The organism is Pseudomonas sp. MYb118 (assembly GCF_040947875.1).
Classification (GTDB): Bacteria; Pseudomonadota; Gammaproteobacteria; order Pseudomonadales; family Pseudomonadaceae; genus Aquipseudomonas.
In genome coordinates this window covers 765,968-792,300 of sequence record NZ_JBFRXN010000001.1, presented here as the reverse complement: position 1 = coordinate 792,300, position 26,333 = coordinate 765,968, and the positions used below count along the sequence as shown (strand labels likewise).

Annotated in this window: 22 protein-coding genes; 14 read left to right on the top strand and 8 right to left on the bottom strand. The window is 64.7% G+C overall.

What is annotated here, in order from left to right; genetic code table 11:
- Positions 1–3 precede the first annotated feature (3 nt).
- Complete coding sequence (locus ABVN20_RS03745) at positions 4–1,569, top strand: aldehyde dehydrogenase (NADP(+)) (protein ID WP_368554148.1); 1,566 nt, start codon at positions 4–6, stop codon at positions 1,567–1,569.
- Here the strand turns inward: ABVN20_RS03745 and ABVN20_RS03740 are convergent, their stop codons facing one another.
- Positions 1,570–2,568, bottom strand: a complete 999-nt coding sequence (locus ABVN20_RS03740) for a bile acid:sodium symporter family protein (protein ID WP_368554147.1) — start codon at positions 2,566–2,568, stop codon at positions 1,570–1,572.
- A gap of 422 nt (positions 2,569–2,990) precedes the next feature.
- Here ABVN20_RS03740 and chrA point away from each other — a divergent pair, with 422 nt between their 5' ends.
- A complete protein-coding gene (gene chrA / locus ABVN20_RS03735; protein WP_368554146.1) occupies positions 2,991–4,184 on the top strand; it encodes a chromate efflux transporter in 1,194 nt (397 codons plus the stop codon).
- 22 nt (positions 4,185–4,206) lie between these two features.
- On the opposite strand, the gene ABVN20_RS03730 is transcribed toward chrA, so the two are convergent.
- Positions 4,207–4,428 (bottom strand): hypothetical protein, encoded by a 222-nt coding sequence (locus ABVN20_RS03730; protein WP_368554145.1) that lies wholly within the window; start codon positions 4,426–4,428, stop codon positions 4,207–4,209.
- A gap of 197 nt (positions 4,429–4,625) precedes the next feature.
- Here ABVN20_RS03730 and ABVN20_RS03725 point away from each other — a divergent pair, with 197 nt between their 5' ends.
- The 6 genes from ABVN20_RS03725 (at position 4,626) to ABVN20_RS03700 (ending at position 11,950) form a co-directional block, all read left to right on the top strand.
- Positions 4,626–5,396 (top strand): alpha/beta hydrolase, encoded by a 771-nt coding sequence (locus ABVN20_RS03725; RefSeq protein ID WP_368554144.1) that lies wholly within the window; start codon positions 4,626–4,628, stop codon positions 5,394–5,396.
- A 122-nt stretch (positions 5,397–5,518) separates the two neighbouring features.
- Entirely contained in the window at positions 5,519–5,776 is a 258-nt protein-coding gene (locus ABVN20_RS03720) for a DUF2790 domain-containing protein (RefSeq protein ID WP_368554143.1), read from the top strand.
- Between the two features lie 39 nt (positions 5,777–5,815).
- Complete coding sequence (locus tag ABVN20_RS03715) at positions 5,816–6,487, top strand: heavy metal response regulator transcription factor (protein WP_368554142.1); 672 nt, start codon at positions 5,816–5,818, stop codon at positions 6,485–6,487.
- Positions 6,484–7,887, top strand: a complete 1,404-nt coding sequence (locus tag ABVN20_RS03710; RefSeq protein WP_368554141.1) for a heavy metal sensor histidine kinase — start codon at positions 6,484–6,486, stop codon at positions 7,885–7,887. The genes ABVN20_RS03715 and ABVN20_RS03710 overlap by 4 nt, the downstream gene beginning before the upstream one ends.
- Before the next feature lie 379 nt (positions 7,888–8,266).
- The gene (locus ABVN20_RS03705) at positions 8,267–9,451 is read left to right on the top strand and encodes an acetyl-CoA C-acyltransferase family protein (RefSeq protein ID WP_368554140.1); all 1,185 of its coding nucleotides are present in this window, start codon (positions 8,267–8,269) and stop codon (positions 9,449–9,451) included.
- A gap of 111 nt (positions 9,452–9,562) precedes the next feature.
- Positions 9,563–11,950 (top strand): DUF3772 domain-containing protein, encoded by a 2,388-nt coding sequence (locus ABVN20_RS03700; protein WP_368554139.1) that lies wholly within the window; start codon positions 9,563–9,565, stop codon positions 11,948–11,950.
- A 1-nt stretch (position 11,951) separates the two neighbouring features.
- Here the strand turns inward: ABVN20_RS03700 and ABVN20_RS03695 are convergent, their stop codons facing one another.
- Positions 11,952–13,442: an aldehyde dehydrogenase family protein gene (locus ABVN20_RS03695; RefSeq protein WP_368554138.1), complete on the bottom strand. Its 1,491-nt coding sequence runs from the start codon at positions 13,440–13,442 to the stop codon at positions 11,952–11,954.
- Positions 13,443–13,482: 40 nt separating this feature from the next.
- Positions 13,483–13,872, bottom strand: coding sequence for a cytochrome c family protein (locus tag ABVN20_RS03690; protein WP_368554137.1), 390 nt, complete (start codon positions 13,870–13,872; stop codon positions 13,483–13,485).
- Positions 13,873–14,148: 276 nt separating this feature from the next.
- Here ABVN20_RS03690 and ABVN20_RS03685 point away from each other — a divergent pair, with 276 nt between their 5' ends.
- From ABVN20_RS03685 to ABVN20_RS03665, 5 genes are all read left to right on the top strand, one after another.
- On the top strand, positions 14,149–15,471 hold the full coding sequence (locus tag ABVN20_RS03685) for a hypothetical protein (RefSeq protein ID WP_368554136.1): 1,323 nt from the start codon (positions 14,149–14,151) through the stop codon (positions 15,469–15,471).
- Between the two features lie 173 nt (positions 15,472–15,644).
- On the top strand, positions 15,645–17,771 hold the full coding sequence (locus ABVN20_RS03680; RefSeq protein ID WP_368554135.1) for a methyl-accepting chemotaxis protein: 2,127 nt from the start codon (positions 15,645–15,647) through the stop codon (positions 17,769–17,771).
- A 253-nt stretch (positions 17,772–18,024) separates the two neighbouring features.
- Positions 18,025–19,347, top strand: a complete 1,323-nt coding sequence (locus ABVN20_RS03675) for an amino acid permease (protein ID WP_368554134.1) — start codon at positions 18,025–18,027, stop codon at positions 19,345–19,347.
- Complete coding sequence (locus ABVN20_RS03670) at positions 19,340–20,620, top strand: aspartate aminotransferase family protein (protein WP_368554133.1); 1,281 nt, start codon at positions 19,340–19,342, stop codon at positions 20,618–20,620. Before ABVN20_RS03675 ends, ABVN20_RS03670 begins: the two co-directional genes overlap by 8 nt.
- A gap of 9 nt (positions 20,621–20,629) precedes the next feature.
- Positions 20,630–21,652, top strand: a complete 1,023-nt coding sequence (locus ABVN20_RS03665) for a phosphotransferase enzyme family protein (protein WP_368554132.1) — start codon at positions 20,630–20,632, stop codon at positions 21,650–21,652.
- A 180-nt stretch (positions 21,653–21,832) separates the two neighbouring features.
- Here ABVN20_RS03665 and hpaC read toward each other — a convergent pair whose 3' ends face one another.
- Positions 21,833–22,345, bottom strand: coding sequence for a 4-hydroxyphenylacetate 3-monooxygenase, reductase component (gene hpaC, locus ABVN20_RS03660; RefSeq protein ID WP_368554558.1), 513 nt, complete (start codon positions 22,343–22,345; stop codon positions 21,833–21,835).
- A gap of 254 nt (positions 22,346–22,599) precedes the next feature.
- Here hpaC and ABVN20_RS03655 point away from each other — a divergent pair, with 254 nt between their 5' ends.
- Positions 22,600–23,229, top strand: a complete 630-nt coding sequence (locus ABVN20_RS03655; protein WP_368554131.1) for a response regulator transcription factor — start codon at positions 22,600–22,602, stop codon at positions 23,227–23,229.
- 170 nt (positions 23,230–23,399) lie between these two features.
- On the opposite strand, the gene feaR is transcribed toward ABVN20_RS03655, so the two are convergent.
- The 3 genes from feaR to ABVN20_RS03640 all read right to left on the bottom strand — a co-directional run bounded on the left by feaR (position 23,400) and on the right by ABVN20_RS03640 (position 26,332).
- Positions 23,400–24,320 (bottom strand): transcriptional regulator FeaR, encoded by a 921-nt coding sequence (gene feaR, locus ABVN20_RS03650; protein ID WP_368554130.1) that lies wholly within the window; start codon positions 24,318–24,320, stop codon positions 23,400–23,402.
- A 149-nt stretch (positions 24,321–24,469) separates the two neighbouring features.
- Positions 24,470–25,417 (bottom strand): 2Fe-2S iron-sulfur cluster-binding protein, encoded by a 948-nt coding sequence (locus ABVN20_RS03645; protein WP_368554129.1) that lies wholly within the window; start codon positions 25,415–25,417, stop codon positions 24,470–24,472.
- Between the two features lie 174 nt (positions 25,418–25,591).
- Positions 25,592–26,332, bottom strand: coding sequence for an SDR family NAD(P)-dependent oxidoreductase (locus ABVN20_RS03640; protein WP_368554128.1), 741 nt, complete (start codon positions 26,330–26,332; stop codon positions 25,592–25,594).
- Between the last annotated feature and the right edge of the window lies 1 nt (position 26,333).

Sequence of the window (26,333 nt, the reverse complement as noted above, 5' to 3'; positions counted from 1 at the left end):
CTCATGAAACTCACAGGTAACCTGATCATCGGCGCCCACGATGTCCCGGCCAGCGAAGGCACGATGAAGGCGCTCAACCCCGCCACGCAGCAATGGCTCGACACCGATTTCGCCCTCGGTGGCGCGTTGCAGGTGCACCGCGCCGCCACCCTCGCCGATGAAGCGTTCGACAGTTACAGCCATACCTCGCTGAGCCAGCGCGCAGCGTTCCTGGACAGCATCGCCGACAACCTCGAAGCCGTTCGCCCGGCGCTGGCGCAGCGGGCCGCACTGGAAACCGGCCTGCCGCAAGCGCAGCTCGAAGGTGAAGTCGGCCGGGCGGCCACGCAATTTCGCCAGTTCGCCGAGGTGGTGCGCAAAGGCCGCTTCCTGCAACTGGCCATTGACCCGGCACAGCCCGAGCGGCAGCCGCGTCCGCGCATGGACCATCGCTTGCAGAAAATCGCCATCGGCCCGGTGGCGATTTTCGGCGCGAGCAACTTCCCGATCTCCTACTCGGTGGCCGGGGGTGATACGGCTTCGGCGATGGCCGCCGGGGCGACGGTGATCCTCAAGGCTCACAACGCCCACCCCGGCGCTTCGGAAATCCAGGCGCGGGCGATCCAGCAGGCGGTGCATGACCATGGCCTGCACGAAGGCGTGTTTTCGATGGTGCGCGGCAGCGGCAATGCCATCGGCGAAGCGCTGGTCGACCATCCGTTGATCAAGGCGGTGACGTTCACCGGTTCAGAGCACGGCGGCATGGCCCTGTATCGCCGGGCGCAACAGCGGCCCGAGCCAATTCCGGTGTTCACTGAAATGACCAGTATCAACCCGACGTTCATCCTGCCCGCCGCACTGGCCGCACGGGGTGCGCAGATCGGCGACGGGTTCATCGAGCGCATGCTGGTCAACGTCGGCCAGGCCTGCCTGCGCCCGGCGCTGCTGATCGCGATAGAAGGCGCAGGCTTGCAGGCACTGCGTGAGGCGATGGTCAAACGGGTGAACGAGGCGGCAGCGCGCACGATGCTGACACCGGGCATTCATGCGTCCTACCTCAAGGGGCTCACGGCGCTGGAGAACGCCGGCGCACGGCGGATCGCCGAAGGTTTCGCGGGCAATGCGGACTTTGACGGCCAGTCGGCATTGTTGGAGGTCAGCGGCCAGCGTTTCCTCAGCGAACCGCTGCTGTCGCAGGAGGTGTTCGGCCCGTCAGCGCTGTTGGTGACGGTACAGGATGAAGCGCAGTGGCTGGCGGTGGCGCGCTCGCTCAACGGCCAGCTCAGTGCCACCCTGCACCTTGAAGAAGACGACCTGCCACTGGCCCGGCGCGTATTGCCGGTGCTGGAGCGCCGCACCGGGCGGATCGTGGTCAACGCCTTCGCCCACCCGCAGGAAGTGACCCACGCCACCGTGCACGGCGGCCCCTTCCCGGCCACCTCCGACAGCCGCTTCACCTCGGTGGGCATGACGTCCATCGAGCGCTTCCTGCGGCCGGTGGCCTACCAGGGCTTTCCGCAGGCGCTGTTGCCCGAGGCGCTGCGCGACTTCAACCCGCTGCAATTGCCGCGGGTGGTCGACGGCCAGTGATCAAGGATCGACGTGCGCCATCAGCTCCGGAATGCTTTCCGGACGCTTGGCGTAACGCTGCGCAAGGACCGCGCAGACCATCAACTGGATCTGGTGGAACAGCATCAACGGCAAAATCAGCACGCCGATGGTGCTGCCGGCGAACAGCACCTGGGCCATGGGTACGCCGGTCGCCAGGCTTTTCTTCGAACCGCAGAACAGGATGGTGATGCGGTCTTCCTGATTGAACCCGAACGCCTTGCCGAGCACGGTGGATGCCAGCAGGACCAGGCCCAGCACGATGCAGCAGGCGACCACCAGGCCGGCCAGCTCCCACAGTGGAATCTGGTGCCAGATACCCTCGTTCACCGCTTCGCTGAAGGCGCCGTACACCACCAGCAGGATCGACCCCTGATCGACGAATTTCAGCCAGTTCTTGTTGCGCCCCACCCAGGCGCCGATCCAGCGCCGGGCGATCTGGCCGGCAATGAACGGCAGCAGCAGTTGCACGCTGATTTTCACGATCGCATCCAGCGTCGAGCCGCCATCGCCGTGCACGTTGAGCAGCAGTGTCACCAGCAGCGGCGTGAGGAAAATCCCGAACAGGCTGGAGGCCGCCGCACTGCAAATCGCCGCCGGGATGTTGCCGCGCGCCAGCGAAGTGAAGGCAATCGCCGACTGCACCGTGGCCGGCAATGCGCACAGGTAGAGCATGCCCATGTACAGGTCGGCGCCGATCAGCGGCGACAACAGCGGCTTGAGCGCCAGGCCGATCAGCGGGAAGAGGATGAACGTCAGGCTGAACACCAGCAAATGCAGGCGCCAGTGGCCCGCACCGGCGATAATCGACTCACGGGACAGCTTGGCGCCGTGCAGGAAAAACAGCAGGGCAATGGCAATGTTGGTCAACCAGCCAAACCCGACCGCCACCTGACCGCTGGCGGGCAGCAGACTGGCAAGAATGACCACGGCGATCAGGGTCAGGGTGAAGTTGTCGGGGAGAAAACGGGGGCGGGTCATGGGCAGCGTCCGTCAGGGTACGAAAAACATGGCGTCCACTGTAACGCGCCGACGGATTGCCGGCTAACGCTAATAAGCCAGCAGATAGCGCCAAAAGGACACCCCACTCCCACACTATTGGATTTGTGAACACCGCCCCCTGTAGGAGCGAGCTTGCTCGCGAAGCGGAGTGTCAGGCCCCATGGATGTTGAATGTGCCGACCTCATCGCGAGCAGGCTCGCTCCCACACTATTGGATTTGTGAACACCGCCCCTGTAGGAGCGAGCATGCTCGCGATGCGGTGTGTCAGGCGCCATGGATGGTGAATGTGCTGGCCTCATCGCGAGCAAGCTCGCTCCTACAGGGATGGCGGAGCAACACCCGGTACACAGTCCATGGTTAGAATGGATTCCTACCCCCAACACTCCAGGCAGGCCCCCGCATGACCGATTCCCGCAGCGCCTGGTCGGTGTTCGTCATCTTCCTGCGCCTGGGCTTGACTTCATTCGGCGGTCCCGTCGCGCATCTGGGGTATTTCCGGGCGGAGTTTGTCAGTCGGCGACACTGGCTCAGCGAGCGCAGCTATGCCGACCTGGTGGCGCTGTGTCAGTTTCTGCCGGGCCCGGCCAGCAGCCAGGTCGGCATCGCCCTGGGTCTGTCGCGCGCCGGGTACCTGGGTGCGATGGCGGCGTGGGCCGGGTTTACCCTGCCCTCGGCCCTAGTGCTGATGCTGTTCGCCCTGGGCCTGACCCATTACGGCTCCCTCCTCGCCCCCGGCGCATTGCACGGTCTCAAGGTGGTGGCCGTGGCGGTGGTCGCGCAAGCGGTGTGGGGCATGGCGCGCACGCTGTGCACGGACGGCCTGCGCATCACGATGATGATGGTTGGCGCCGGCATCGTCCTGCTGCACCCCTCCATCGGTACGCAAATCGGTGTCATGGCGGCAGCCGGCATAACCGGCTTGTGGCTGATCAAACCTGCCGAAAGCAACGGCCACGAACCCCTGCCGATCACCGTCCGCCGGCGCGCAGGCGTGTTGTGGCTGAGTTTGTTCGTGCTGTTGCTGGGCGGTCTGCCGCTGGCCAACCAACTGCTGTCCAACCAGACGCTGGCCATGGTCGATGCCTTCTACCGCAGCGGTTCGCTGGTGTTCGGCGGCGGCCACGTCGTGCTGCCGCTGCTGCAAAGCGAAGTGGTGACCAGCGGTTGGGTCGACAAGCAAACCTTTCTCGCCGGCTACGGCGCGGCGCAGGCCATTCCAGGCCCGCTGTTCACCTTCGCCGCGTTCCTCGGCGCCGCCATGAACCAGACACCCACGGGCCTCGGTGGCGGCGTGATCGCCCTGCTGGCGATCTTCGCCCCATCCTTCTTGCTGATCCTTGGCGCCCTGCCATTCTGGGAGGCCTTGCGCCGCAGCCAGCGCACCCAGGCCGCACTGAGCGGCATCAACGCCGCCGTGGTCGGGCTGCTGCTGGCCGCGCTGTATCAGCCGGTGTGGACCGGCGCCATCGGCAAACCCGCGGATTTCGCCCTGGCCCTGCTTGCACTGGTGGCCTTGATGTTCTGGAAGCTGCCGCCGTGGCTGGTGGTGATCGCAGGTGGGCTGTCGGGGTGGTTGCTGAGCGTTGCAGCCTGAGCGTAAGCCCTGGACGTAAAACCTAGGTTCCGCCGCGCATCCCTTCGGTCGAATGGGAAAACGCCACGCCCGCCTTGCGCACCAGGCTGCGCCATTCCGAACTGCTGATCAGTTCGGCGTGTTCCATCTCATCCGCCGCCTTGAGCAGCTCGTCATATTGCTCCTCGACATCCATGCGAATGGCCGGATGGTCGAGCATTTCATACCAGGCCGCGAGGGCCTCACGTCGTCGGTCGTAAGTCATGATTGATCTCCCGTCGTTGTCCTGGATTGGAAGACCAGCGTCCATCACCGTTCCGGGCGCCCGACATACGGCAGGCCCTGCATTACAAACTTGTCATCGACTTGTCAGCGTTGCCAACACCCTCGGTTTCTAAAGTGGCGGCGTCGCTCACCCACATCGGGTGACACCTTCCACTGATGATGACAAGGGTCCACACCATGAAACCATTGAGCAAACTCTGCCTGATCGCCGCCAGCCTGATGATGCTGGGCACCGGTTCCGCCATGGCCGCCGACATCGCGCCGGTCAAGGCCAATAATGTCGTGCTGGTGCACGGTTCCTGGGCCGATGGCTCGAGCTGGTCCGAGGTTATCTCGCGGTTGCAGGCCGCCGGTCTGCACGTCACCGCCGTGCAAAACCCGTTGACCTCGGTCGCTGACGATGTCGCAGCCACCCAGCGTGTTCTGGCGCAACAGGATGGCCCGACGGTGCTGGTCGGCCACTCCTACGCCGGCACCGTCGTCAGCGAGGCCGGGGTCGATCCGAAAGTCAGCTCGCTGGTCTATGTCGCGGCTCGCGCACCGGACGCCGGCGAAGACTTCGTCGCGCTGTCGGCGAAATACCCGACCATGCCGGTGCGCGCCGGCACCGAGGAGCACGACGGCTTCGTCAGCCTCAAGCAGGACGCCTTCCTCAAGTACTTCGCCAGCGACGTGCCCCACGCCAAGGCCATGCAGTTGTTCGCCGTGCAGCAACCGATCGCCAAGACCCTGTTCAGCGACCGCACCACCGCCGCTGCGTGGCACAGCAAACCGTCGTGGTACGCGGTGTCCAGCCTCGACCAGACCATCAACCCGGACCTTGAGCGCTTCCTCGCCAAACGCATGAACGCCAGCACCATCGAGTTGCCGTCGAGCCACCTGTCGCTGGTGTCCCACGCCAAGGAAATCACCGACCTGATCCTTGAAGCCTCCGGCCGCCAGCCCTGAGCCCGCTGCATTACAGGATTGTCATTGTTCTGTTGGTCGGCTGTCCGGATCGCCTCGTTAACCTGAACTCACTGTCCGGCCACACCCGGCAGCCACCGCCCATCTGAATAGAGAGACTCGCCATGAAAACATTTATCTTCGCTATCGCCGCCTTCCTCGCCGCTGGCTCGGCCTTCGCAGACACCGCGAGCACCCAGCCGGTGATCCACGACAAGACCGGTTTCTTCGTCCATCTGGATGTGGCCAAGGTGCTGTCCAGCACTGACATTTCCCAGCAATGCGGGATCGTCCCCGCCCAACTCAACTACCTGGACTCCCAGGGTCGCGAGCACGTGCTCGATTACCAGGTCAGCGGTGCCGGTTGCACCAATGCCAATTGATCCGGCTACACTGGCGCGATTGGTCCGAGGCGTATCTGCATGAACATCCTGGTAGTTGAAGACGAACCCAAGGCCGGCAACTATTTGCTCAATGGCCTGCAGGAACTGGGTTACTGCGTCACCCTGGCGCGGGACGGTGTCGATGGGCTGCATCAGGCGCTGGAGCACGACTTCGATGTCATCGTGCTCGACGTGATGATGCCGAAAATGGATGGCTGGGAAGTCCTGCGCCGCCTGCGCAAGGAAGCCGATACGCCGGTGTTGTTCCTGACCGCTCGCGATGACATCGCCGACCGCGTCAAGGGCCTGGAACTGGGCGCCGACGATTACCTGATCAAGCCGTTTTCCTTCGCCGAACTGGTGGCGCGCCTGCGCACCCTGACCCGCCGGGGGCCGACCCGCGAGGAAGAACAGCTGCACGTCGAAGACCTGCAGATCGACGTGCTCAAGCGCCGCATCACCCGTGCCGGGGTGCGGATCACCCTGACCAACAAGGAGTTCGCCCTGTTGCACCTGTTCGCCACGCATCAGGGCGAAGTCCTGTCGCGCTCGATGATCGCCTCGCGGGTCTGGGACATGAATTTCGACAGCGACACCAACGTGGTCGATGTGGCCGTGCGTCGCTTGCGCATGAAGATCGACGACCCCTTCCAGCTCAAGCTGATCCATAGCGTGCGCGGGATCGGCTACCGTTTCGATACGCAACCATGAGCGGCCTGCGCCATTCCCTGACCCTGCGCCTGGCGCTGGTGTTCGCCCTGCTCGCGTTCATTTCCCTGACCCTGTTGGGCGTGGCGCTGTACCGCGACCTGGAGCGCGAGCTGATCCGGCGCGACGATGCGGCCCTGATCACACGCATCAATCAACTGCGCACGTTCCTCAACGACAGCAACACCCTGGAGCTGATCAAGACCAAACCGGCGCTGTTCCAGAACATGATGGGCAACCGCGAAGCGCTGCTGACCATCACCCCGCCGGGACAGAAACCGCTGCTGGTGGTCAACCCCGGCAACCTGCCGCTGCCCTCCTTGGCGCCGGTGACCATGGACCACCAGCTGGGTCTGGCCGACGTGCAGCATTATCCGGGCGTGAACGGCGTGCCCTTCTCGGCCGTGGCGGCGACCATCGACTCCGGCGACATGGGCAGCCTGCAGGTCGTCACCGGCCGCCTGATGACCGAACGCACCGCCCTGCTCGCCAGTTATCGCCTCAACGTCTACCTGTTCGCCAGCGTCGCGGCGGTGCTGCTGGCGCTGTCTGGTTACCTGCTGGTGCATCGCGGCCTGCTGCCGTTGCGACGGCTGGCGCGGCACGCCCACGGGATTGATGTGGGCAATCTCGGCGAACGCCTGGACAGCCAAGGCGCGCCGCAGGAGCTGCTGCCGATGATCGACGCGTTCAATGCCATGCTTGACCGCCTGGGCAAGGGCTTTGCGCAACTGAGCCAGGTCTCAACCGACATGGCCCACGAACTGCGCACGCCGATCAACAACCTGATGGGCGAAACCCAGGTGGCCCTCCAGCAGAACCGCAGCATCGAGGCCTACCAGCAACTGCTGGCGTCCAACGTCGAGGAACTCGAGCGCCTGGCGCGCATGCTCGACAGCATGCTGTTCCTGGCCCGCACCGACCCGTCCAGCGCGCTCAAACAGCGCCAGGAACTGGACGCCGCCGATGAAATGCAGCGCATGGCCGAGTACTTCGAAGGGCCGGCGGCGGATGTCGGCATCCACATCGAAGCCCGCGGCAGCGGCGTGATCTGGGCCGAACCGATGCTGCTGCGCCGGGCTTTGGCCAACCTGTGTGCCAACGCCATCAAATACGGCGCGCCGCATTCCGAACTGTTCATCGGCGCCACGCCGTCCGCCGACGGCATCCGCCTGAGCGTGCGCAACCACGGCCCGACCATCCCCGCCGAACACCTGCCCCGCCTGTTCGAACGCTTCTACCGGGTCGACCAGTCCCGCGAACGCTCGGCCAACTCCAACGGCCTGGGACTGTCGATCGTGGCGACCATCATGCAGCTGCACAACGGCACCTGCAGCGCCAGCAGCCGGGATGGCCTGACAAGCTTCGAACTGGTGTTCCCGGCACGACGGCAGGGCGAGTGATCGACCGTGAACCTGACACCCCCCCTGTGGGAGCGAGCCTGCTCGCGATGGCGGTGGGTCAGTCGCCGCTAAATGTGCATGTGCCGGCCTCATCGCGAGCAGGCTCGCTCCCACAAGGACACCACCAGACCTGTAGGAGCGAGCTTGCTCGCGATGGTGTATCAGGCGCCGAGGGGTATCAGGCAGCCGGCGTTATCGTTAACGACCATCGCGACGGTTCGACGCCTCGACATGCCCGCTCCCACAAGAGCACAGTACAACTGGCAAAAAACACCACAGCCCTTGAGCACTTGCGACATAGGCCAAAACCCGCCCCGCGCCTAGACTCTTGCCCCATCCACAGTGCCAGACGCGCACCCGACTCCAGCAGGGAATCCTCATGAACCCATCCGACATTTATGTGATCAGCGCCGTGCGTTCCGCCATCGGCAGCTTTGGCGGCTCGCTCAAGGATGTACCGCCGACCCAACTGGCCACCGACATCTGCCGCGCCGCCATCGAGCGCTCGGGCCTGGCGCCTGAGCTGATCGGCCATGCGGTGCTGGGCCATGTGATCCCCACCGAAGCCCGTGACGCCTACATTTCCCGCACGGCGGCGATGAATGCCGGCCTGCCCAAGGAAACCCCGGCCTTCAACGTCAACCGCCTGTGCGGCTCCGGCTTGCAGGCGATCGTCAGTGCCGCACAGAGCCTGATGCTCGGCGATGCCGGCGCGGCGCTGGCCGGTGGTGTCGAGTCCATGAGCCGTGGCGCCTATCTGCTGCCGCAGGCGCGCTGGGGTGGGCGCATGGGGGACATGCAGGCCATCGACTACATGCTCGGCGTGTTGCAGGACCCGTTTGCCGGTTTCCACATGGGCATCACCGCGGAAAACGTCGCCGAACGCTTTGGCATCAGCCGTGAAGCCCAGGACGAACTGGCCCTGGTCAGCCAGCAGCGCGCCGCCCGGGCCATTGCCGAAGGCCGCTTCGCCAGCCAGATCGTGCCCATCGAAATCGCCTCGCGCAAAGGCACCGTGACCTTCGACACCGACGAACACGTGCGTGGCGACGTCAACGCCGAGCAACTGGCCAAGATGAAACCGGCGTTCAAGAAAGACGGCAGCGTCACCGCCGGCAACGCCTCGGGCCTCAACGACGGCGCCGCGGCACTGATCCTCGCCACCGGCGAAACGGTGCGCGCCCAGGGCCTCAAGCCGATGGTGCGCCTGGTCGGCTACGCCCACGCCGGTGTCGAGCCGGAACTGATGGGCCTGGGCCCGATCCCCGCCACCCGACTGGTGCTGCAACGTGCCGGCCTGACCGTGGCCGACCTGGACGTCATCGAGTCCAACGAAGCCTTCGCCGCGCAGGCCTGCGCCGTGGCCCAGGAACTGGGCTTCGACCCGGAAAAGGTCAACCCCAACGGTTCCGGCATCTCCCTCGGTCACCCGGTGGGCGCCACCGGCGCGATCATCGCCACCAAGGCCATCCACGAACTGCTGCGCGTGCAGGGCCGCTATGCGCTGGCGACCATGTGCATCGGCGGCGGCCAGGGCATCGCGGTGTTGTTCGAACGCGTCTGAACCGCACCCCGGCGGGGCTCGATCGGGCCCCGCCGGGCAAACTATACCTCGCAGTTTGAGCGGATGACCTAACCTCATAGGCTGAATGACTAACATCGAGTCGGCCAGCCTATGTGCCCTGCATTGCGGTCAATGCTCTTCCTGCTGTTCACCCTGCTCGTACCGAGCGGCCCGACGCTGCTGGCCGCCGACCTGACGGGCAACGCCCCTTCCCTGTCCGGCCTCACCACCGTGACCGTCTCGCAGAGCGACCTGCAAGGCCTGCAACTGCGTCTGGACCGCATCAAGCAACAGGTTTCCCAGGCCAACAACGTCACCCAGATGGTCACCCTCCAGGACCTGATCCAGTCATTCATCACCGATGTGTCGGCGATGCAGTCGGCACTGCTGCCCGAACAGAAACAATTGCAGGCCCAGCTCGATGTGCTCACGCCGGTCACCGAAAGTGGCGTGGCCCTGGAAAAATCGGAAATCGCCGAGCAGCGCGACAGCGTTTCCCAGCAGAAAAGCAAACTCGACGCCAACCTCAAGACCCTCGCCAGCCTCAAGGACAGCGCCGCCGGCCTGCTGATCCAGATCGCCGCGATTCGCCGCAGCCTGCTGGAATCTGAGGTGTCGTTGCGCGCCGGCAGCATCTTGAGCGCCGGTTTCTGGTCACCGTTGTTCAGCCCGCAGCAGGGGGATATCGAGCACCTGAGCACGTTCTTCCAGCACGTCGCGGCGGCGCTCGCGGTGGCCTGGCTGCCCGGCGAGCGGCTGTTCACGGTGGTTCTGGTGGCCCTGGCATTCGTGCTGTGGACATGGGGACGCCAGGTGGCAGACCGCGGTTTTACCTGGATCTGCATCCACCGCATGCCCGAAGGTCGCCTGCGTCGAAGCACCCTGGCATTTGCCTCGGTCGCCGCCACACTGCTGACCACCGCCATCGCCATGTCTCTGCTGTTCTACGCGCTGACCCGGCACATCCCGCTGTCGCCGCTGATGCAGAGCTACTCCGACGAGTTCGAAAAAGTGGTGTACGTGTGCGTGCTGATCACCGGCCTGAGCCGTGCCCTGCTGTCGACGCAGCACCCTTCCTGGCGCTTGCCGGCGATTTCCGACCCGGTCGCCCAGGCCATCAAGCCCTTCCCGAAACTGGTCGCCGGCACCCTGCTGGTGCTGATGACCCTGGCCCAGGTGGTCAATGTCACGGACATGAGCAGCCAGGCCGTGCTGTTTGGCCGCGGCTTCGTTTCATTGGTGATCACCCTGCTGATCGGCGCGCTGTTCCTGCGCATCAACAAGGCACGCAAGGCGGTGGCGGCCACGGGTGATCATCCACCGGCCAACTCCGCCGTCGCCAGCCTGCTTTATGCGTTCGCCTGCCTGTGCGTACTGGCTTCGCTGGCGGCGCTGTTGATCGGCTACATCTCCGCCGCGCGGTTCATCACCTATCAACTGGTGTGGATGTTCATCATCCTCACCGGTTTCTACCTGCTGGTGCAGTTGTTCAACGACACATGCGAACACCTGTTCTCGCCGAAAAGCGCCAGCGGCAAGGCCCTCAAACAAGTGCTGGGCATCGGTGACACGCGCCTGGAACAGGCATCCGTGGTGCTCTCGGGGCTAGGTCGCGCCGGGCTGATCCTGCTGGCGATCATCACCCTGTTCGTCGGCGGCGTCGGCACCACCCTCGGCCAACTGGTCGACCAGACCATGGCCGTGCTTGGCGGTGCCGGGCTGCGCAAGCTCAACATCATCCCAGGTCATCTGCTCAACGCCGTGCTGGCGCTGATGATCGGCATCTACCTGGTGCGCACGCTGCGCCGCTGGCTGGACAACGAGTTCCTGCCCAAGACCCGCATGGACCCGGGCATGTGCGCCTCGCTCAGCACGCTGTTCGCCAACATCGCCTATGCGCTGGTGATCCTGCTGACCCTGTCGTCGCTGGGCGTGCAGTGGACCAACCTGGCGTGGATCGTCAGTGCGCTGTCGGTGGGTATCGGTTTTGGTTTGCAGGAGATTGTGAAGAACTTCGTCTCCGGGCTGATCCTGCTCACCGAACGCCCGGTGAAGGTCGGCGACCTGATCAGCATCAGCGGCGTCGAGGGCGACATCCGCCGGATCAACGTGCGGGCCACGGAAATCCAGCTCAGTGACCGCTCGATCGTCATCGTGCCCAACTCACAATTGATCTCGCAGAACCTGCGCAACGTGACCCTGGGCGGCAGTGCCCAGGGGGTGGCGTCGCTGGAACTGACGTTTCCCCTGGACATTGACCCGGAACAGGTCAAGGACCTGCTCTACAACGCCTATCATGAGAACGAGACCATCCTCGATAAACCGGCGCCGGTGGTGCGCTTCAGCAAGCTCACGCCCGAGGGCATCACCCTGACCGTGACCGGCTACGTGGCCAGCCCCCGGATCGTCGGGGTGACCAAGAGCGACCTGCTGTTCGAAATCCTCAAGCGCCTGGGCGCTGCGGGCATCGAACTGGCGAAGCCCGCGCCGCGCGAGTGAATCAGTGGGCGATGCACACCGATTTCAGCTCGGTGTAAGCCTCGATCACCGCACGGCCGAACTCGCGCCCCATGCCTGACTGCTTGACCCCGCCAAACGGCATCGCCGGGTCGAGCAACACGTGGGCGTTGACCCACACGGTGCCGGCCTCGATGCGCGGCACCAGGTTCATCGCCTTGCCCAGGTCGTTGGTCCACAGGCTGGCCGCCAGGCCGTAGCGGTTGTCGTTGGCCAGGGCGATCACCGCGTCTTCGTCATCGAACGGCATCACGCCCAGCACCGGACCGAACACCTCTTCGCGGGCCACGGTCATGCCGTGGTCGATGTCGGCCAGGATGGTCGGCTGGACGAAGAAACCGTCGCCGTCCAGCAGCTCGCCACCGGCCACCACGCGCGCACCTTCCTGGCGAGCCAGTTCGATGTGCTTGAGCACGGCCTGCTGCTGCTTGCGCGAGACCAGCGGGTTGATCGCCGCCTCGCAGTTCATGCCGGCGCCGATCGGCATGGCCGAGACCGCGGCCGCCAGGGCTTCGACGAACTGGTCGTGGATCGAACGGTGCACGTAGAAGCGCGAGGCGGCGGCGCACACCTGGCCGTTGTTCAACAGTCCGCCGAGAATCGCGCCCTGCACCGCTTTCTCGATGTCGGCATCGGCCAGCACGATCATCGGGTTCTTGCCGCCCAGTTCCAGGGAGAACCGGGTCATGTTGGCCATGCACGCCACACCGACGCTCTTGCCCACGGCGGTGGAGCCGGTGAACGACACCTTGCTTACCAGCGGGTGCGCGGTCAGCACGCCACCTACCGAGGCGCCGCCACCGGTGACCACGTTGAACACACCGGCCGGAATACCCGCTTCCAGGGCCAGTTCGGCCAGGCGCATGGCGGTCAGCGGGGTTTCCATGGCCGGCTTGATGATCACCGTGCAACCGGTGGCCAGTGCGGGCATCAACTTCCACGCGGCGATCAGCAGCGGGAAGTTCCACGGCACGATCCCGACGACCACACCGACCGGTTCACGCTTGGTGAACGCGGTGAACTTGGCGCCGGGTGGCAGCGGGATCGACACGTCGAAGGTCTGCCCTTCGATCTTGGTCGCCCAGCCGGACATGTAGCGCATGAACTCGACCGTGGCGTTGACATCCAGGGCGCGGGCCATGTTGATCGACTTGCCCTGGCTCAGGGTTTCCAGTTGCGCCAGTTCCTCGGCGTGCTCTTCCACCAGGCGGGTGAAGTTGAGCAGGATGCGCTCGCGATCCGCCGGGCGCAGGCCCGACCAGACGCCCGTCTTGAACGCCTGGTGCGACGACTGCACGGCCTGCTCAACCACTTCCAGCGGTGCATCCATGGTCTCGCACAGGGTTTGCCCGGTGGCCGGGTTGACCACGGCAATGCTCTGCCCTTCGGCGAACACCCACTGGCCATCGATGAAGCAGCCGTGGCGACGGGCCAGGAATGCAGCAACCTGCGGCAGGATTTCAACGTTGCTCATAAATCACCTTTCATTCAAATGTCAGCCTGGAACCGGCTGATCAGTGTTGTTCTTTGAGGAAACACGTGACCGCCTGGCGATCGTCCGCCGAGGCCAGGCCCATGTAAGGCATGTAGGTTCCCGGCACATAGGCCTGGGGCTGGGTGATCAGTTGCGCGATGTTCTCGGCCTGCCAGGTCACGTCCTTGGTGCGCATGGCCTGGGAATAGTTGAAGCCTGCCAGCGACCCCGACTTGCGCCCCACCACCCCGGCCAGGTTCGGCCCCATCATCCCGGTCGCGCCCTGGGTGACCGAGTGGCACACCCCGCACTCATTGGCGAAGACCTGGGCGCCACGGCCCTGGTCGGGGCTGCACTCGGCGGCCAGCGCGGTGTGCGCCACGGTGAACGAGAGCAGACCGATAAAAGACAGACGCAGCGAGGTGAACATAGGAAAGCGACCTTGAAAAACCGCGCTCGTCAGGCGAGCGCCAACACGGAAGCGCCGACGCAATGGGCATCGGCAGGGTTGACAGCGATTGTCGGTGGTCAGCGCGGTGCGGGATTTGTGCTGCGTGCCAGTTGCTTTGCCGGGGCTGCCAAAACGGCAAGTTTGGCAAGCACAGCCAACTCTTTGGCAACCACACAAAAGGCTGGAAAAGTTCCGCGACTTAGTATCGAAAAAGACCGCAAACCTGCGCTCAAGAACAAGAACGGATGCCACACCATGCTCAAGTCGCCCTTGCTTCGTCTCTCCACCCTTGCGCTGATGATCAGTGCTGGCCATGCCGGCGCCTACGAACTCTACGCCGATGATGACAGCCACCTGAACGCCACGCTGGAAGCCGTGTTCGGCGTGTTCCACAGCCAGGAAAACTACGCGCTGTCCGGCCGCCTCAATGAAGGTTCTTCGTCGTGGCGCGAGGGCTACATCAAGTACGGCCTGAGCTTCGACAAGGGCCTGGCTGGCGCGGGCACTGCCTATGGCGCGGCGAACCTGCTCAGCTCCGGCACCTGGGGTGACGGCGATGCCGCAGGCTTCAGCGACGGTTCCGAGCGCACCACCAAGTTCGAAGACGCCTACCTCGGCTGGCGTTCGGGCAAACTGTTCGACGTGCTCGGCGAAGACGGCATCGACCTGTCCTTCGGTCGCCAGAACATCGTGGTCGGCGATGGCTTCCTGATCGACGGCGACGCCCTGAACATGGGCAAGGGCCTGGCCGACGGCGAGTTCAACCGTGGCGGCGCCTACTGGCTGGCCGCGCGCAAGGCGTTCGATGAAACCGCCGTGCTGCGCATCGGCGGCAAGGAAGGCTGGCGCGGCGACGTGATGTACCTCAAGTCCAACAACCACGCCCAGGCCATGACCGAAATGTACGTCGGCACCCTGGAGCACGTGTCCGAAGCCGCCACCGTCGGCCTGACGTACATCGACACCACCGACATCGACGAGCAATACGCCTCGCCGATCCAGCTCGAACGCGACGGCATGAAGACCTACAGCCTGCGCGCCACCGGTAACGCCGGGGTCAAGGACCTGTTCCTCTCCGGTGAATACGCCAAGCAGGACAAACCGCACACCGGCACTGAAGACGCCTGGTACCTGGAAGCCGGCTGGACCTTCTCCGACGTGGCCTGGTCGCCGTATGTCGGCTACCGCTACAGCCGCTTCTCGGAAAACTACGACACGCTGTTCTACGGTTTCAGCCGTGGTTTCGGCACCTGGTTCCAGGGTGAAGTGGCGGGCAACTACGCCGGCCCGTTCAACAGCAACTCGCGCATCCAGCAGGTCAAGTTCACCGTCTCGCCCCTGGAAAACCTCAATGTCGGCGCGATGTACTTCAACTTCGACACCATCGACCGCAACCTCGGCAATACCGATGGCCACGAAGTGGACCTGTACGCCGAATGGCACGTCAACGACCACCTGAGCATCATGCCGCTGGTGGGCCTGTTCCAGCCGGACAAGAGCGCCGACCAGGGTGGCACCCAGTTGGGCAACAACGACAAGAACCTGTATAGCCAGCTGATTTTTGCCACCACCTTCTGATCTTCCCTGCTTTCTGCTCTCTGCTTTCTGTAGGAGCGAGCTTGCTCGCGATGGTCGTCAACGATGACGCTGGCTGTCTGAAGCCCAGCGGTGTCTGACATTCCATCGCGAGCAAGCTCGCTCCTACAGGGGGATAGGGGACAGGGTTCGTTTCCAGGAAAAAGGCTTTTCCAATGCACAACAAATTCCTCACGATCCAGAGCAAGATCGCCCTGCTCGCCGGCCTTTGCCTGCTGCTGGTGGTGGGTTTGCTGATGGGCCTGTCGCTGTACCAGAGCCACCAGAGCAGCCAGCAAGTGGCCCAGGCCAGCAGTGACATGCTCGCCGACGCCGCCCGCGAACACATGCAGGCACTGGGCAAGGTGCAGGCGATGCATGTGCAGCGCACCTTCATCCAGACCCACGAATTCGGCCAGGGCCTGTCACGTTATCTGTTGTACCTGCGGCAACTGCAGCACCAGGGCACCTTGACCCGCCAGCAACTGCGCCAGGAGCTCAACACCCAGCTCAACCAGGCCCTGAAAGACAAGCCCGACCTGCTCGGGCTTTATGTCATTTTCGAGCCTGACGCCCTGGACGGTGCCGACGCCGGTTTCGCCGACCAGGCGGAACTGGGCAGCAACGAAAAAGGCCGTTTCTCGTTGTACTGGGTGCAAAGCAAACCGGGTGAATTGCAGGCGGTGATCGGCGACGAAGGCCTGCTGGCCAACACCGAACCCGGCCCCAGCGGCGCGCCCTACAACGCCTTCTACACCTGTGCCCGGGACAGCCGCCAGGCCTGCGTGCTGGAGCCCTACTTCGACGAGGCGTCCGGCAGCCGCAAACTGGTGACCAGCATCGCCTTTCCGCTGCTGGACAACGGCCGCGTCATCGCCGTGGTCGGCCTGGACATCAACCTCGCCGCCCTGCAACAAAACAGCGAAGCCAGCGCCGGCAAGTTGTTCGACGGCCGCGGCCGGATCAGCATCGTCAGCCCACGCGGGGTGATTTCCGCCAACAGCCAGGATGTCAGCCAGCTCGGCCAGCCGCTCGACAACGCGCCCGTCCTGGCCGCCTTGCACCAGGGCCAGCCGCAGGTGTTCGCCGACCGGCAACAGATCGAAGTGCTCGAACCGCTGACCCCGATTGCCGGTTCGGCCCCATGGGGCGTGCTGGTCGGCGTGCCGCAGGACGTGCTGCTGGCGCCGGTCACCCGTCTGCAACAGGACCTGGATGCACGGGGCGTGCAGAGCACCGCGCTGTCGCTGCTGCTCGGCGGCGGCGCGGCCCTGCTCGGGCTGGTGCTGATCTGGTACGCGGCCTATCGCATCACCCGGCCGCTGCAAGTGCTGACGCGGGTCATGGAAGACATTTCCCTGGGCGAAGGCGACCTGACCCGGCGCCTGTCGGTGCAGTCACGCGACGAAATCGGTCAACTGGCCACCGCGTTCAACCGCTTCGTCGAGCGCATTCATCACTCCATCCGCGAGGTGTCTTCGGCGGCGCTGGGGGTCAATGAAGGGGCCAAGCGCGTGCTGCTGGCGTCCAACTCGTCGCTCAGCGATGTCGATGAACAATCGACCCGCACCAACAGCGTCGCCGCCGCCATCAACCAACTGGGCGCCGCTGCCCAGGAAATCGCCCATAACGCCAGCGACGCTTCGCAGCAAGCCTCCGCCGCCCGGCAGCAGGCCGAGGACGGGCGCCAGGTGGTGGAACGCACCATCGAGGTAATGAATGCACTGTCGGCGAAAATCAGCACCTCCTGCGCCAACATCGAAGTGCTGAACACCAAGACCGTGGACATCGGCCAGATCCTCGAAGTGATCAAGGGCATCTCCCAGCAGACCAACCTGCTGGCGCTCAACGCCGCGATCGAAGCGGCGCGTGCCGGGGAAGCCGGCCGCGGCTTTGCCGTGGTCGCCGATGAGGTGCGCAGCCTGGCCGGCCGCACGCAGACGTCGGCGGCGCAGATCCAGCAGATGATCGAGGCCTTGCAGGTGGGCGCGCGCGAGTCGGTCAGCACCATGACCGAGAGCCAGCAGCACAGCGAGGAAAGCGTCACCATCGCCAACCTCGCCGGCACCCGCCTGGGCAGCGTGACCCAACGCATCGGCGAGATCGACAACGTCAACCAGTCGGTTGCCGCCGCCACCGAAGAGCAGACTTCGGTGGTGGAGGCGTTGAATGTCGACATCACCGAGATCAACAGCCTCAACCAGCGTGGGCTGGAAAACCTGCAATCGACCTTGCGCGCGTGCACCGAGCTTGAGCGTGAGGCGGGGCGGTTGCGTGAGTTGGTGGGGAGTTTTCGGATCTGACATTTGCGGTGCCTGATGTATCGCTATCGCGAGCAGGCTCGCTCCCACATGAGGATTTGTGAATGGCACAGATCCCTGTGGGAGCGAGCCTGCTCGCGATGAACGATAACGCGGTCCCCAATCTGGCACCCACAACCAACCACCTGGCACACCCACAAACAAGCCCTTCCCCCCGCCCCGCGTAGTATCAAGGCCAATCCCTTCCAAAAACCCCAAAAACAATAAAACGGCCTTCGGGTCGCGGGAGACTGCTGTGCTTAAGAAAAGTGCGTTGGGCTGGCCAAAGATCGCTGGCCTGGGTATTGCGTTGGTGGTGGCCGGGCAGTTTTCCGGCTGGAATTTCGGACTGATGGCCGGCGGCTGGCTGAACATGCTGGTCGCCACCTTGTTGATGGCCCTGTTGTGCGGTGGCCTGGCGTTGTGCGTGGCCGAGCTGTCGACGGCGCTGCCCAGTGCCGGCGGCGTGTTCGTCTATGCGCAGAGCGCGTTCGGGCCGTTCGTGGGTTACCTGGTCGGCGTCGCCTGTGCCCTGGCACTGACCATCGGCACTGGCGCGGCGGCGACCTTCATCTGCGCCTACACCGAGTCGATGTTCGGCCTCGGCGGCTGGGCGGTCAAAGGCGCGCTGTTCGCGGTGATCATCGGCATCCACATCCGTGGCGTCGGTGAAGCCATGGGCCTGACCATGATCGCCGGAGTCATCGCCGTCGCGGCCCTGCTGACCTTCGGCGTGGCCATGGCGCCGCATGTCGAGCTGGCCAGCCTGCTGGCGATGCCGGCGGCGACCAGCACCCCGGCCCTGAGCCTGGGCGGGATCTTCGCCTGCGTACCCTTCGCCATCTGGCTGTTCATCACCGTCGAGCAAACCGGCTCGGCTGCCGAGGAGGCCAGCAACCCGGGGCGCAACATGCCACGGGGGATTCTCGCGGCGGTCGCTACCCTGCTGGTGACGGCGCTGGTGGTGCTGGTCTGCGCACCGGGCGCCGGTGGCGTCGAAGCGGTGGGCTCGGCGGGTGATCCGCTGTACGCCGCCATGACCCGCACCAATGCCTACGGCGACGGCTCGTGGCTGGCCAAGGTAATCGGCTGCGGCGCGGTGTTCGGCTTGATCGCCACGTTCTTCTCGCTGGTCTACGCCGCCTCCCGGCAGTTGTTCGCCATGGCCCGCGATGGCCTGTTCCCGCAGTGGCTGGGCAAGACCGGCAAGCGCGGTACGCCCTACCCGGCCCTGCTGCTGATCGGCGCCATCGGCCTGCCGCTGTCCACCGTCGACCCGGCCACGGTGATGCTCGCCGTGGTGCTGCTGCTCAACGTCTGCTACCTGCTGATTTTCGCCGCCTACCTGCGGATCAAGCGCAGCCAGCCGCATCTGGCGCGCCCGTTCCGTCTGGTCGGCGGCACCTTGATTGCCTGGCTGGGCCTGGCCCTGACGCTGGTGGTGATCGCCGCCTGCTTCCAGCTCGACCTGATGATGCTGATCGCCCTGGGCGTGACCTTCGTCCTGTGCATTTTCAACTACCTGCTGCGCGCTCGTGCGCACAGCGCCACCGACATCGAGGTACCCGACCATGCCTGAAGACACCCTGCTGCAACGCCGCCACCGCGTGCTCGGCAGCGCCTCGCCGCTGTTCTACGACAAGCCCCTGCACCTGGTGCGCGGCGAAGGCGTCTGGCTGTACGACGTCGATGGCCGGCGCTACCTGGACGTGTACAACAACGTGCCCTGCGTCGGCCACTGCAACCCGCACGTGGTCGAGGCCATGCACCGCCAGGCCAGCACCCTGAACATCCACACCCGCTACCTCGACGAGCAGGTGGTGCGCTACGCCGAGCGCCTGACCGCGACCTTCGCCGCAGCGCTGGACACGGTGATGTTCACCTGCACCGGCAGCGAGGCCAACGAACTGGCGCTGCGCCTGGCGCGGTTCGCCAGCGGTGGCACCGGGATCATCGTCAGTGACTACAACTACCACGGCAACTCGGCGTCGCTGGCCGAAGTCACCACCGCGCTGCCGTCGCCCGAGCCATTCGCCACCCACGCCCGGGCGGTGCCGATCCCCTGCCGCTATCGAGCGCCGGCGGGGGTCAGCGAAGCGCAGCAACTGGAGGAATACGCCGCCAACATCAAGGCCGCAATCGCCTCTATGCAGGCCCAGGGCATCCGCCCGGCGGCGCTGCTGATCGACACGCTGTTCGCCAACGAAGGCCTGCCACGGGTGCCGGCCGGGTTCGTCAACAAGGCCGCCGAGCTGATTCGCGCGGCCGGTGGCCTGTTCATCGCCGACGAGGTGCAGTCGGGCTTCGGCCGCACCGGCGAGCACCTGTGGGGGCATCAGGCCCACGGCGTGGTGCCGGACATCGTCACCCTCGGCAAACCGATGGGCAACGGCTACCCCCTCGCCGGGCTGGTCACCAGTAAGGCACTGGTCGAGTCGTTCGGGCGCAGCGCGATGTACTTCAACACCTTCGGCGGCTCGCCGGTGGCAGCAGCGGTCGGCATGGCGGTGCTGGATGTGATCGAGCAACAGCAGTTGCTGGACAACGCTATGACCGTCGGCGCCTACGTGCAACAGCGCCTGCAAACCCTGGCTGGAAAGCATTCGATCATCGGCGACGTGCGCGGCAAGGGCCTGTTCTTCGCCATGGAACTGGTGCGCGACCACGCCAGCAAGGAACCCGCCGGGCCGGAGGCGCGCCGGGTGGTCAACCACATGCGCGAGCACGGCGTACTGATCAGCAAGATCGGCGCCGGCGACAACATTCTCAAGTTGCGTCCGCCGCTGGTGTTCAGCCGCGAGCACGCCGACCTGTTCGTCGACACCCTGGACAGCGCCCTGAGCGCGCTTTGAGGCCCTGCCATGAGTGAATTCCATAGCTTGAACCACGACCAACAGGTCGCCCGCCTGCACGACTTCGCCCGCCATGCCCTGGAGCAATGGGACGGCACCTTTGGCGATGTGCAACTGGTGAAGTTTCGCGAGAACGCGGTGTTCTCTGCCCACCGCGAGGACGGCCAGCGCGTCGCCCTGCGCATCCATCGCCACGGCTATCACTGCGAGGCGGCGCTGCGCTCCGAACTGCAATGGATGGAGGCGCTGGCGCAGGCTGGCATCACCGTGCCGCAGATCATCCGTGCACGCGGCGAGCGGCATCTGGTGGAAGTCGCCCATGCCGACATTGGCGAACCGCGCCAGGTCGACATGCTCGCCTGGCTGCCCGGTGCGACGGCAGGCACCTCGGAAAACGGCGTACAGGCCGGTACCGAGATCGACTTTCTCTACGCCGAAGCCGGCGCCATTGCCGCGCGCATTCACCTGCACGCGGCGCAGTGGCAGCAACCGGACGAGTTCGTCCGGCATGCCTGGGACGAAGAAGGCCTGATCGGCAACCAGCCGTTCTGGGGGCGTTTCTGGGAGCTGGAACAGCTCAGCGACGAACAGCGCCAGCTGCTGCAGGACGCCCGCCGTGCGGCGCGCCATGACCTGCGCCGCTATGGCCGGCATCTGGACAACTTCGGCATGATCCACGCCGACCTGGTGCCGGAGAACCTGCTGATCGAGGGTCCGCAGTTGCGCTTGATCGACTTCGACGATGCCGGTTTCGGCTGGCACATGTTCGAACTGGCCACGGCCCTGTACTTCTGCCTGGATGATCCGCGCTTCGAGCAGATCCAGGCGGCGCTGCTGGCCGGGTATCATGCGGTCAAGCCGCTGACCGACACGGACCGCCAGACCCTGGCGCTGTTTCTGATGCTGCGTGGCACCACCTACCTGGGCTGGATTCACACCCGCCAGGGCACGCCCACCGCAATCGAAATGGCGCCGATGCTGATCGAACGCGCCTGCCGGTTGGCGCGGGAGTACCTGCAACAGACTCGGTGACCGAGCGACCGCCCCCTGTTGATCGTTCCCACGCTCTGCGTGGGAACGATCAATCCACCACATTACCCTGTAGGAGCGAGCTTGCTCGCGATGGAAGCCCAGGCACCGCGGGCATCCAGACAGCCCGCGTTATCGTTGACCACCATCGCGAGCAAGCTCGCTCCTACAGGTTAATTACGTTCAGCAAGCTACCCCTGCATGCTCCAACCGGTGAAACAGGCGGTTGAAATACACCAGGCTGTCACCCGCCCCGCGCACGCCGATGTTGGACAACTCGACGAACATCACCGAATGCGACCCAACCTCCTTGCACTCGCTGATCCGCCCTTCCAGCTGCACCAGCGCGTCGCGCAGCACCGGCACGCCGGTGTCGCCGTCGTCCCACAGGTCCCAGGCGAAGCGTTCGGCCATGGTCGCCTGGGTCATGCCGGCGAAGTGGCGGGCCAGTCCTTCCTGTTCGCCGCACAGCACGTTGACGCACAGCTGGCCGTTGGTGCGGAACACATCGTGGGTGGCGCTGTTGCGGTTGACGCACACCAGCACGGTGGGCGGCGAATCGGTCACCGAGCACACCGCGCTGGCAGTGATCCCGCAGCGGCCGCCAGGGCCGTTGGTGGTGATGATGTTCACCGCCGCCGGCAACTGCGCCATGGCATTGCGAAAGTCGATTTGCTGCTGGCTCAGGTTGGCCATGTCGGTGCCCCTTTTCTTGTGCGGGGCCGTCATTGCGCGGCCCGTTGGATTAGCTACAAGACTAAGGCCCGGCGCGGCGTGCAACCATTCTCGCGATCCCCATGCCGAGGTGGGCTTTCCGCTAGTCGCCTAGGTGGTTTCTTTATCGTCAGGGCCCGCGGCAGTGGTTATGCTGCGTGCAGGCGTCAATGAACGCCAACCGCCGCTGCGTGCACGCGTGCGAAAACAATAATTAGAAATTCGTGGCAACCCTGATGGAAACACGCAAACCGATTGTTTATATCGTCGACGACGACAAGGATTTGCGCACTTCACTGGCCTGGCTCCTGGAGTCGGTCAGCGTGCAGGCGCAATGTTTTGCCGGTGCCGAAGAGTTCCTCAACCAGTACGACCCACGGCAGCCGGCGTGCCTGGTGCTGGACGTGCGCATGCCGGAAACCAGTGGCTTCCAGCTCCAGGAAATCCTCAACCAGCGCGGCAGCAGCCTGCCGACGATCTTCGTCTCGGCCCATGGCGACATCCCGATGTCGGTGACAGCGATGAAGAACGGCGCCCTGGACTTCGTCGAGAAGCCCTACAACCCGCAACAGATGATCGACCGCATCCAGGCCGCGCTGAAGACCGCCGTGCACGCCCAGGCCGACCAGGAGCAGCGCCAGCACCTGCAAAGCAAACTGGCCCTGCTGACCGGGCGCGAACGCGAGGTGCTGATGCTGGTGATCGACGGCAAGGCGAGCAAGGTCATCGCCCGCGAGCTGAACATCAGCGTGAAGACCGTTGATGTGCACCGGACCAAGATCAAGGAAAAGATGGGTGTCACCAGCATCGCCATGCTGGTGCGCGAGGTGTTGCATTTACCGGCGGAGGAGCCGGTGCGGCATTGAGGTCGGCCGTTCGGCCTATCGCGAGCAGGCTCGCTCCCACACCGGATTTGTGCACGACACACCTCCTGTAGGAGCGAGCTTGCTCGCGATGCGGTGTGTCAGGCGCCATTGATATCGACTGACACGCCGCCATCGCGAGCAAGCTCGCTCCTACAGGAATGGTGACAGTATCAAACCTGGCTATACCGCTTGCGATAAGCCCCCGGTGATACGCCAAAGCGTGACTTGAACGCCGACGAGAAGTAACTCGAATCCGAGAACCCCCAGGCATAACACAGCGCCGACAGCTTCTGCTCGACGTCCGCGCGGCGCAGGTTTTCGGCGCAGAAGTCCAGGCGCCGGTGCTTGATGTATTGCGCCACCACCAGGCCGCGCTTGGAGAACATCCGGTACAGCCCGCGCACGGAGATGCCGACTTCCCGGGCGATCATCTCCGGGCACAGCTCTTCGGTACCCAGGTGGTCGTCGATGTAGGCGATGATCTTGCGGAACTGTCGCTCATGGGCGTCGCCACTGTTGTCGCGGGCGCTGATGCCCGGCAGCAGCAGGCTGACCAGCGCATCGAGCACCGCCTCGCTTTCCTGCATGTCCAGGCCTTCCTGCTGGCGGGTGTCGAGCACCAGCTTGTTGGCCATGGTCGCCAGGGGCGAACTGGCACCGATGCGCGTGGCGCAGTTGACCGCGTTGAAGTGCGAACCGCGCTCGACCACCTGGCGCGGCAGGATCAGCGACAACTGCCGGGAATCCTCGTGATAGGTCATGTCGCTGGGACGACTGGCATCAATCAGGGCGATGTCGCCGGTGCCCAGCCGGGCGCGATTGCCGCCCTGCTCCAGCTGCGAACTGCCGCGCATCTGGAACACCGCGTAGTAATGCCCGTCACTGCTGACGCTGACGTCCCTGCTGGTGCGATACAGGTGCACGTGCGCCATGTCGACGACACTCAGATTGATCGCGCCGCTGCGATACTCCGCCAGCTCGCCATAGAAATCCGTGTCCAGGGCCCGGGCATCGAAACGCCCGCACGCCTGGTTGACCTGGTTCAACCAGCTTTCGAACGCCTCGTTGCGAACCGCCGAAGAAGTCATCATCACTGCAAAGCCTCACGTCTTTTATTGTTATTTTTCGACCGCTTCGTCGAGCGGTTCGTAAATGTCACAACCCTGGCCGTCGCCTCCTTCGACAGTCCAGGGGCGTTATTCAACAGGCTCCTGCGCTGCCTTTCCAGTCCTGCCGTGAATCAGATGTCCAATACCAGACGAGCGGAAAGCGCACGGGACACGCAGGCGCAGATCTGCTTGTTGGAAGCCTTTTCCTTGTTCGACAGGCAGTTGTCGCGGTGCTCCGGCACGCCGTCGAGCACCTCGACGACGCAGGTGCCGCAGATGCCTTCACGGCATTCGGTGTCGATGTCGCAGCCATGGGCCTGCAACACGTCCACCAGCGAGGTATTGGCCGGCACCTGCAGGACCACGCCGGAACTGGCCAGCTCGACTTCGAAACCGCCGCTGGGGCCGGCGTTCGCGGCCGGGTCGGCCTGGAAGTGCTCCAGGTGGATGGCCTCATCACCACGGCTGCGCGAGGCCACTTCCACCACCTTGTTCATGAACGGCGCCGGGCCGCAGGTATACACATGGGCAGCGCTGCCGGCCTGCTCAAGGCATTGCGTCAGCACGGCGTCCATGTCCGCCGGTTCGACGCCGTAGTGAAACTGCACATGCCCGGCGAACGTCTCGGCCAGCAGCGCGGAAAACGCGGCGTACTGCGGCGAACGGGCGAAATAGTGCAGACGCCACGGCTGGCCGGTCTCTGCCAGCCGATAGGCCATGCTCAGCAGCGGCGTGACGCCGATGCCGGCGGCGCACAGCACATGCTCGCTCGCCTCGGCGTCGAGGCGGAACAGGTTGCGCGGCGCGCCCATTTCCAGCTCGGTGCCCTCCTGCACTTCGTGCAACGCCGCCGAACCGCCACGGGACTGCGCCTCTTTCTTTACCGCCACCAGGTACGCACGGCGGTCCTGGGGCGGGCTGCACAGCGAATACTGACGGGTCACCCCGGTCGGCCCGGTCAGGTCGACGTGGGCACCCGGCTCATAGGTGTCGAGCGGCTGGCCGTCACTGCGCACGAGGCGAAAGGAACGGATATCCAGCGCTTCGTCGACGATCCTTTCGATCTTCACCTTCATCATTGCATCACCTGAATCATGTTGTTTTTGTTGGAATGCCCGCCCCCGGGTGGAATGCCTGATTCCTGTGGGAGCGAGCCTGCTCGCGATGCGGTATGCCAGTCGACATCAACGGTGATTGATACACCGCATCGCGAGCAGGCTCGCTCCCACACAAAGGGGATGGGGGTGTTTCGATCAACGCATGAACAAACCACCATTGATGTCCAGACACGCGCCCGTCACCGAGGTGGCGTGATCGGCAATCAGCAGCAGCACGCTGTCGGCGACATACATCGGGTCGCCCAGGGTGCCCGCCGGGATCATCTTGAGGATCTGCTCCAGACGCTCCGGCGCCACGGTTTCGCGCACCACCGGCAAGTCCAGCGGGCCCGGCGAGATGCTGTTGACCGTGACCCCGCGTGGCGCCAGTTCGCGGGCGAACACCTTGGTCAGCGTGGCCACACCGCCCTTGGCCGCCGCGTAGTGCGCGCCGGTGGCGGTGCCGCCGTTCTGCCCGGCGAGCGAGGCGATGTTGACGATGCGGCCAAAGCCGCGCTCGGCAAAATGCGCGCCGAACACCTGGCAGGCGACGAAGGTGCCGCGCAGGTTGATCGCCATCGACTCGTCGAATTCTTCCGGCGTGATGTCCATCAGCGCCGCGACTTTCGACACCCCGGCGTTGTTCACCAGGATGTCGGTGCCGCCCCAGCGCTCAGTCAGCAGGTCCCGCGCGCGGATGAAATCGTCTTTGCTGCGCACGTCCAATTCGATGGCCACGGCGCTGGTGCCGCTGCTGTCCAGCTCCAGGGCCAGGCGCTGCACGCCGTTGATCTGCACGTCGGCCAGGGCGACGCGATAACCCGCCGCATGCAGGCGCCGGGCGATGCATTCGCCCAGGCCCCGCGAGGCACCTGTGACAAGGGCTACTCGATACATG

Coding starts and splice junctions, on each gene's coding strand:
- ABVN20_RS03695 (WP_368554138.1), bottom strand. CDS start 13,442: ATGAGCAACGTTGAAATCCTGCCGCAGGTTGCTGCATTCCTGGCCCGT.
- ABVN20_RS03745 (WP_368554148.1), top strand. CDS start 4: ATGAAACTCACAGGTAACCTGATCATCGGCGCCCACGATGTCCCGGCC.
- ABVN20_RS03715 (WP_368554142.1), top strand. CDS start 5,816: ATGAACATCCTGGTAGTTGAAGACGAACCCAAGGCCGGCAACTATTTG.
- ABVN20_RS03700 (WP_368554139.1), top strand. CDS start 9,563: ATGTGCCCTGCATTGCGGTCAATGCTCTTCCTGCTGTTCACCCTGCTC.
- ABVN20_RS03710 (WP_368554141.1), top strand. CDS start 6,484: ATGAGCGGCCTGCGCCATTCCCTGACCCTGCGCCTGGCGCTGGTGTTC.
- chrA (WP_368554146.1), top strand. CDS start 2,991: ATGACCGATTCCCGCAGCGCCTGGTCGGTGTTCGTCATCTTCCTGCGC.
- ABVN20_RS03645 (WP_368554129.1), bottom strand. CDS start 25,417: ATGATGAAGGTGAAGATCGAAAGGATCGTCGACGAAGCGCTGGATATC.
- ABVN20_RS03680 (WP_368554135.1), top strand. CDS start 15,645: ATGCACAACAAATTCCTCACGATCCAGAGCAAGATCGCCCTGCTCGCC.
- ABVN20_RS03685 (WP_368554136.1), top strand. CDS start 14,149: ATGCTCAAGTCGCCCTTGCTTCGTCTCTCCACCCTTGCGCTGATGATC.
- ABVN20_RS03690 (WP_368554137.1), bottom strand. CDS start 13,872: ATGTTCACCTCGCTGCGTCTGTCTTTTATCGGTCTGCTCTCGTTCACC.
- ABVN20_RS03665 (WP_368554132.1), top strand. CDS start 20,630: ATGAGTGAATTCCATAGCTTGAACCACGACCAACAGGTCGCCCGCCTG.
- hpaC (WP_368554558.1), bottom strand. CDS start 22,345: ATGGCCAACCTGAGCCAGCAGCAAATCGACTTTCGCAATGCCATGGCG.
- ABVN20_RS03720 (WP_368554143.1), top strand. CDS start 5,519: ATGAAAACATTTATCTTCGCTATCGCCGCCTTCCTCGCCGCTGGCTCG.
- ABVN20_RS03725 (WP_368554144.1), top strand. CDS start 4,626: ATGAAACCATTGAGCAAACTCTGCCTGATCGCCGCCAGCCTGATGATG.
- ABVN20_RS03705 (WP_368554140.1), top strand. CDS start 8,267: ATGAACCCATCCGACATTTATGTGATCAGCGCCGTGCGTTCCGCCATC.
- feaR (WP_368554130.1), bottom strand. CDS start 24,320: ATGATGACTTCTTCGGCGGTTCGCAACGAGGCGTTCGAAAGCTGGTTG.
- ABVN20_RS03640 (WP_368554128.1), bottom strand. CDS start 26,332: ATGTATCGAGTAGCCCTTGTCACAGGTGCCTCGCGGGGCCTGGGCGAA.
- ABVN20_RS03730 (WP_368554145.1), bottom strand. CDS start 4,428: ATGACTTACGACCGACGACGTGAGGCCCTCGCGGCCTGGTATGAAATG.
- ABVN20_RS03655 (WP_368554131.1), top strand. CDS start 22,600: ATGGAAACACGCAAACCGATTGTTTATATCGTCGACGACGACAAGGAT.
- ABVN20_RS03670 (WP_368554133.1), top strand. CDS start 19,340: ATGCCTGAAGACACCCTGCTGCAACGCCGCCACCGCGTGCTCGGCAGC.
- ABVN20_RS03740 (WP_368554147.1), bottom strand. CDS start 2,568: ATGACCCGCCCCCGTTTTCTCCCCGACAACTTCACCCTGACCCTGATC.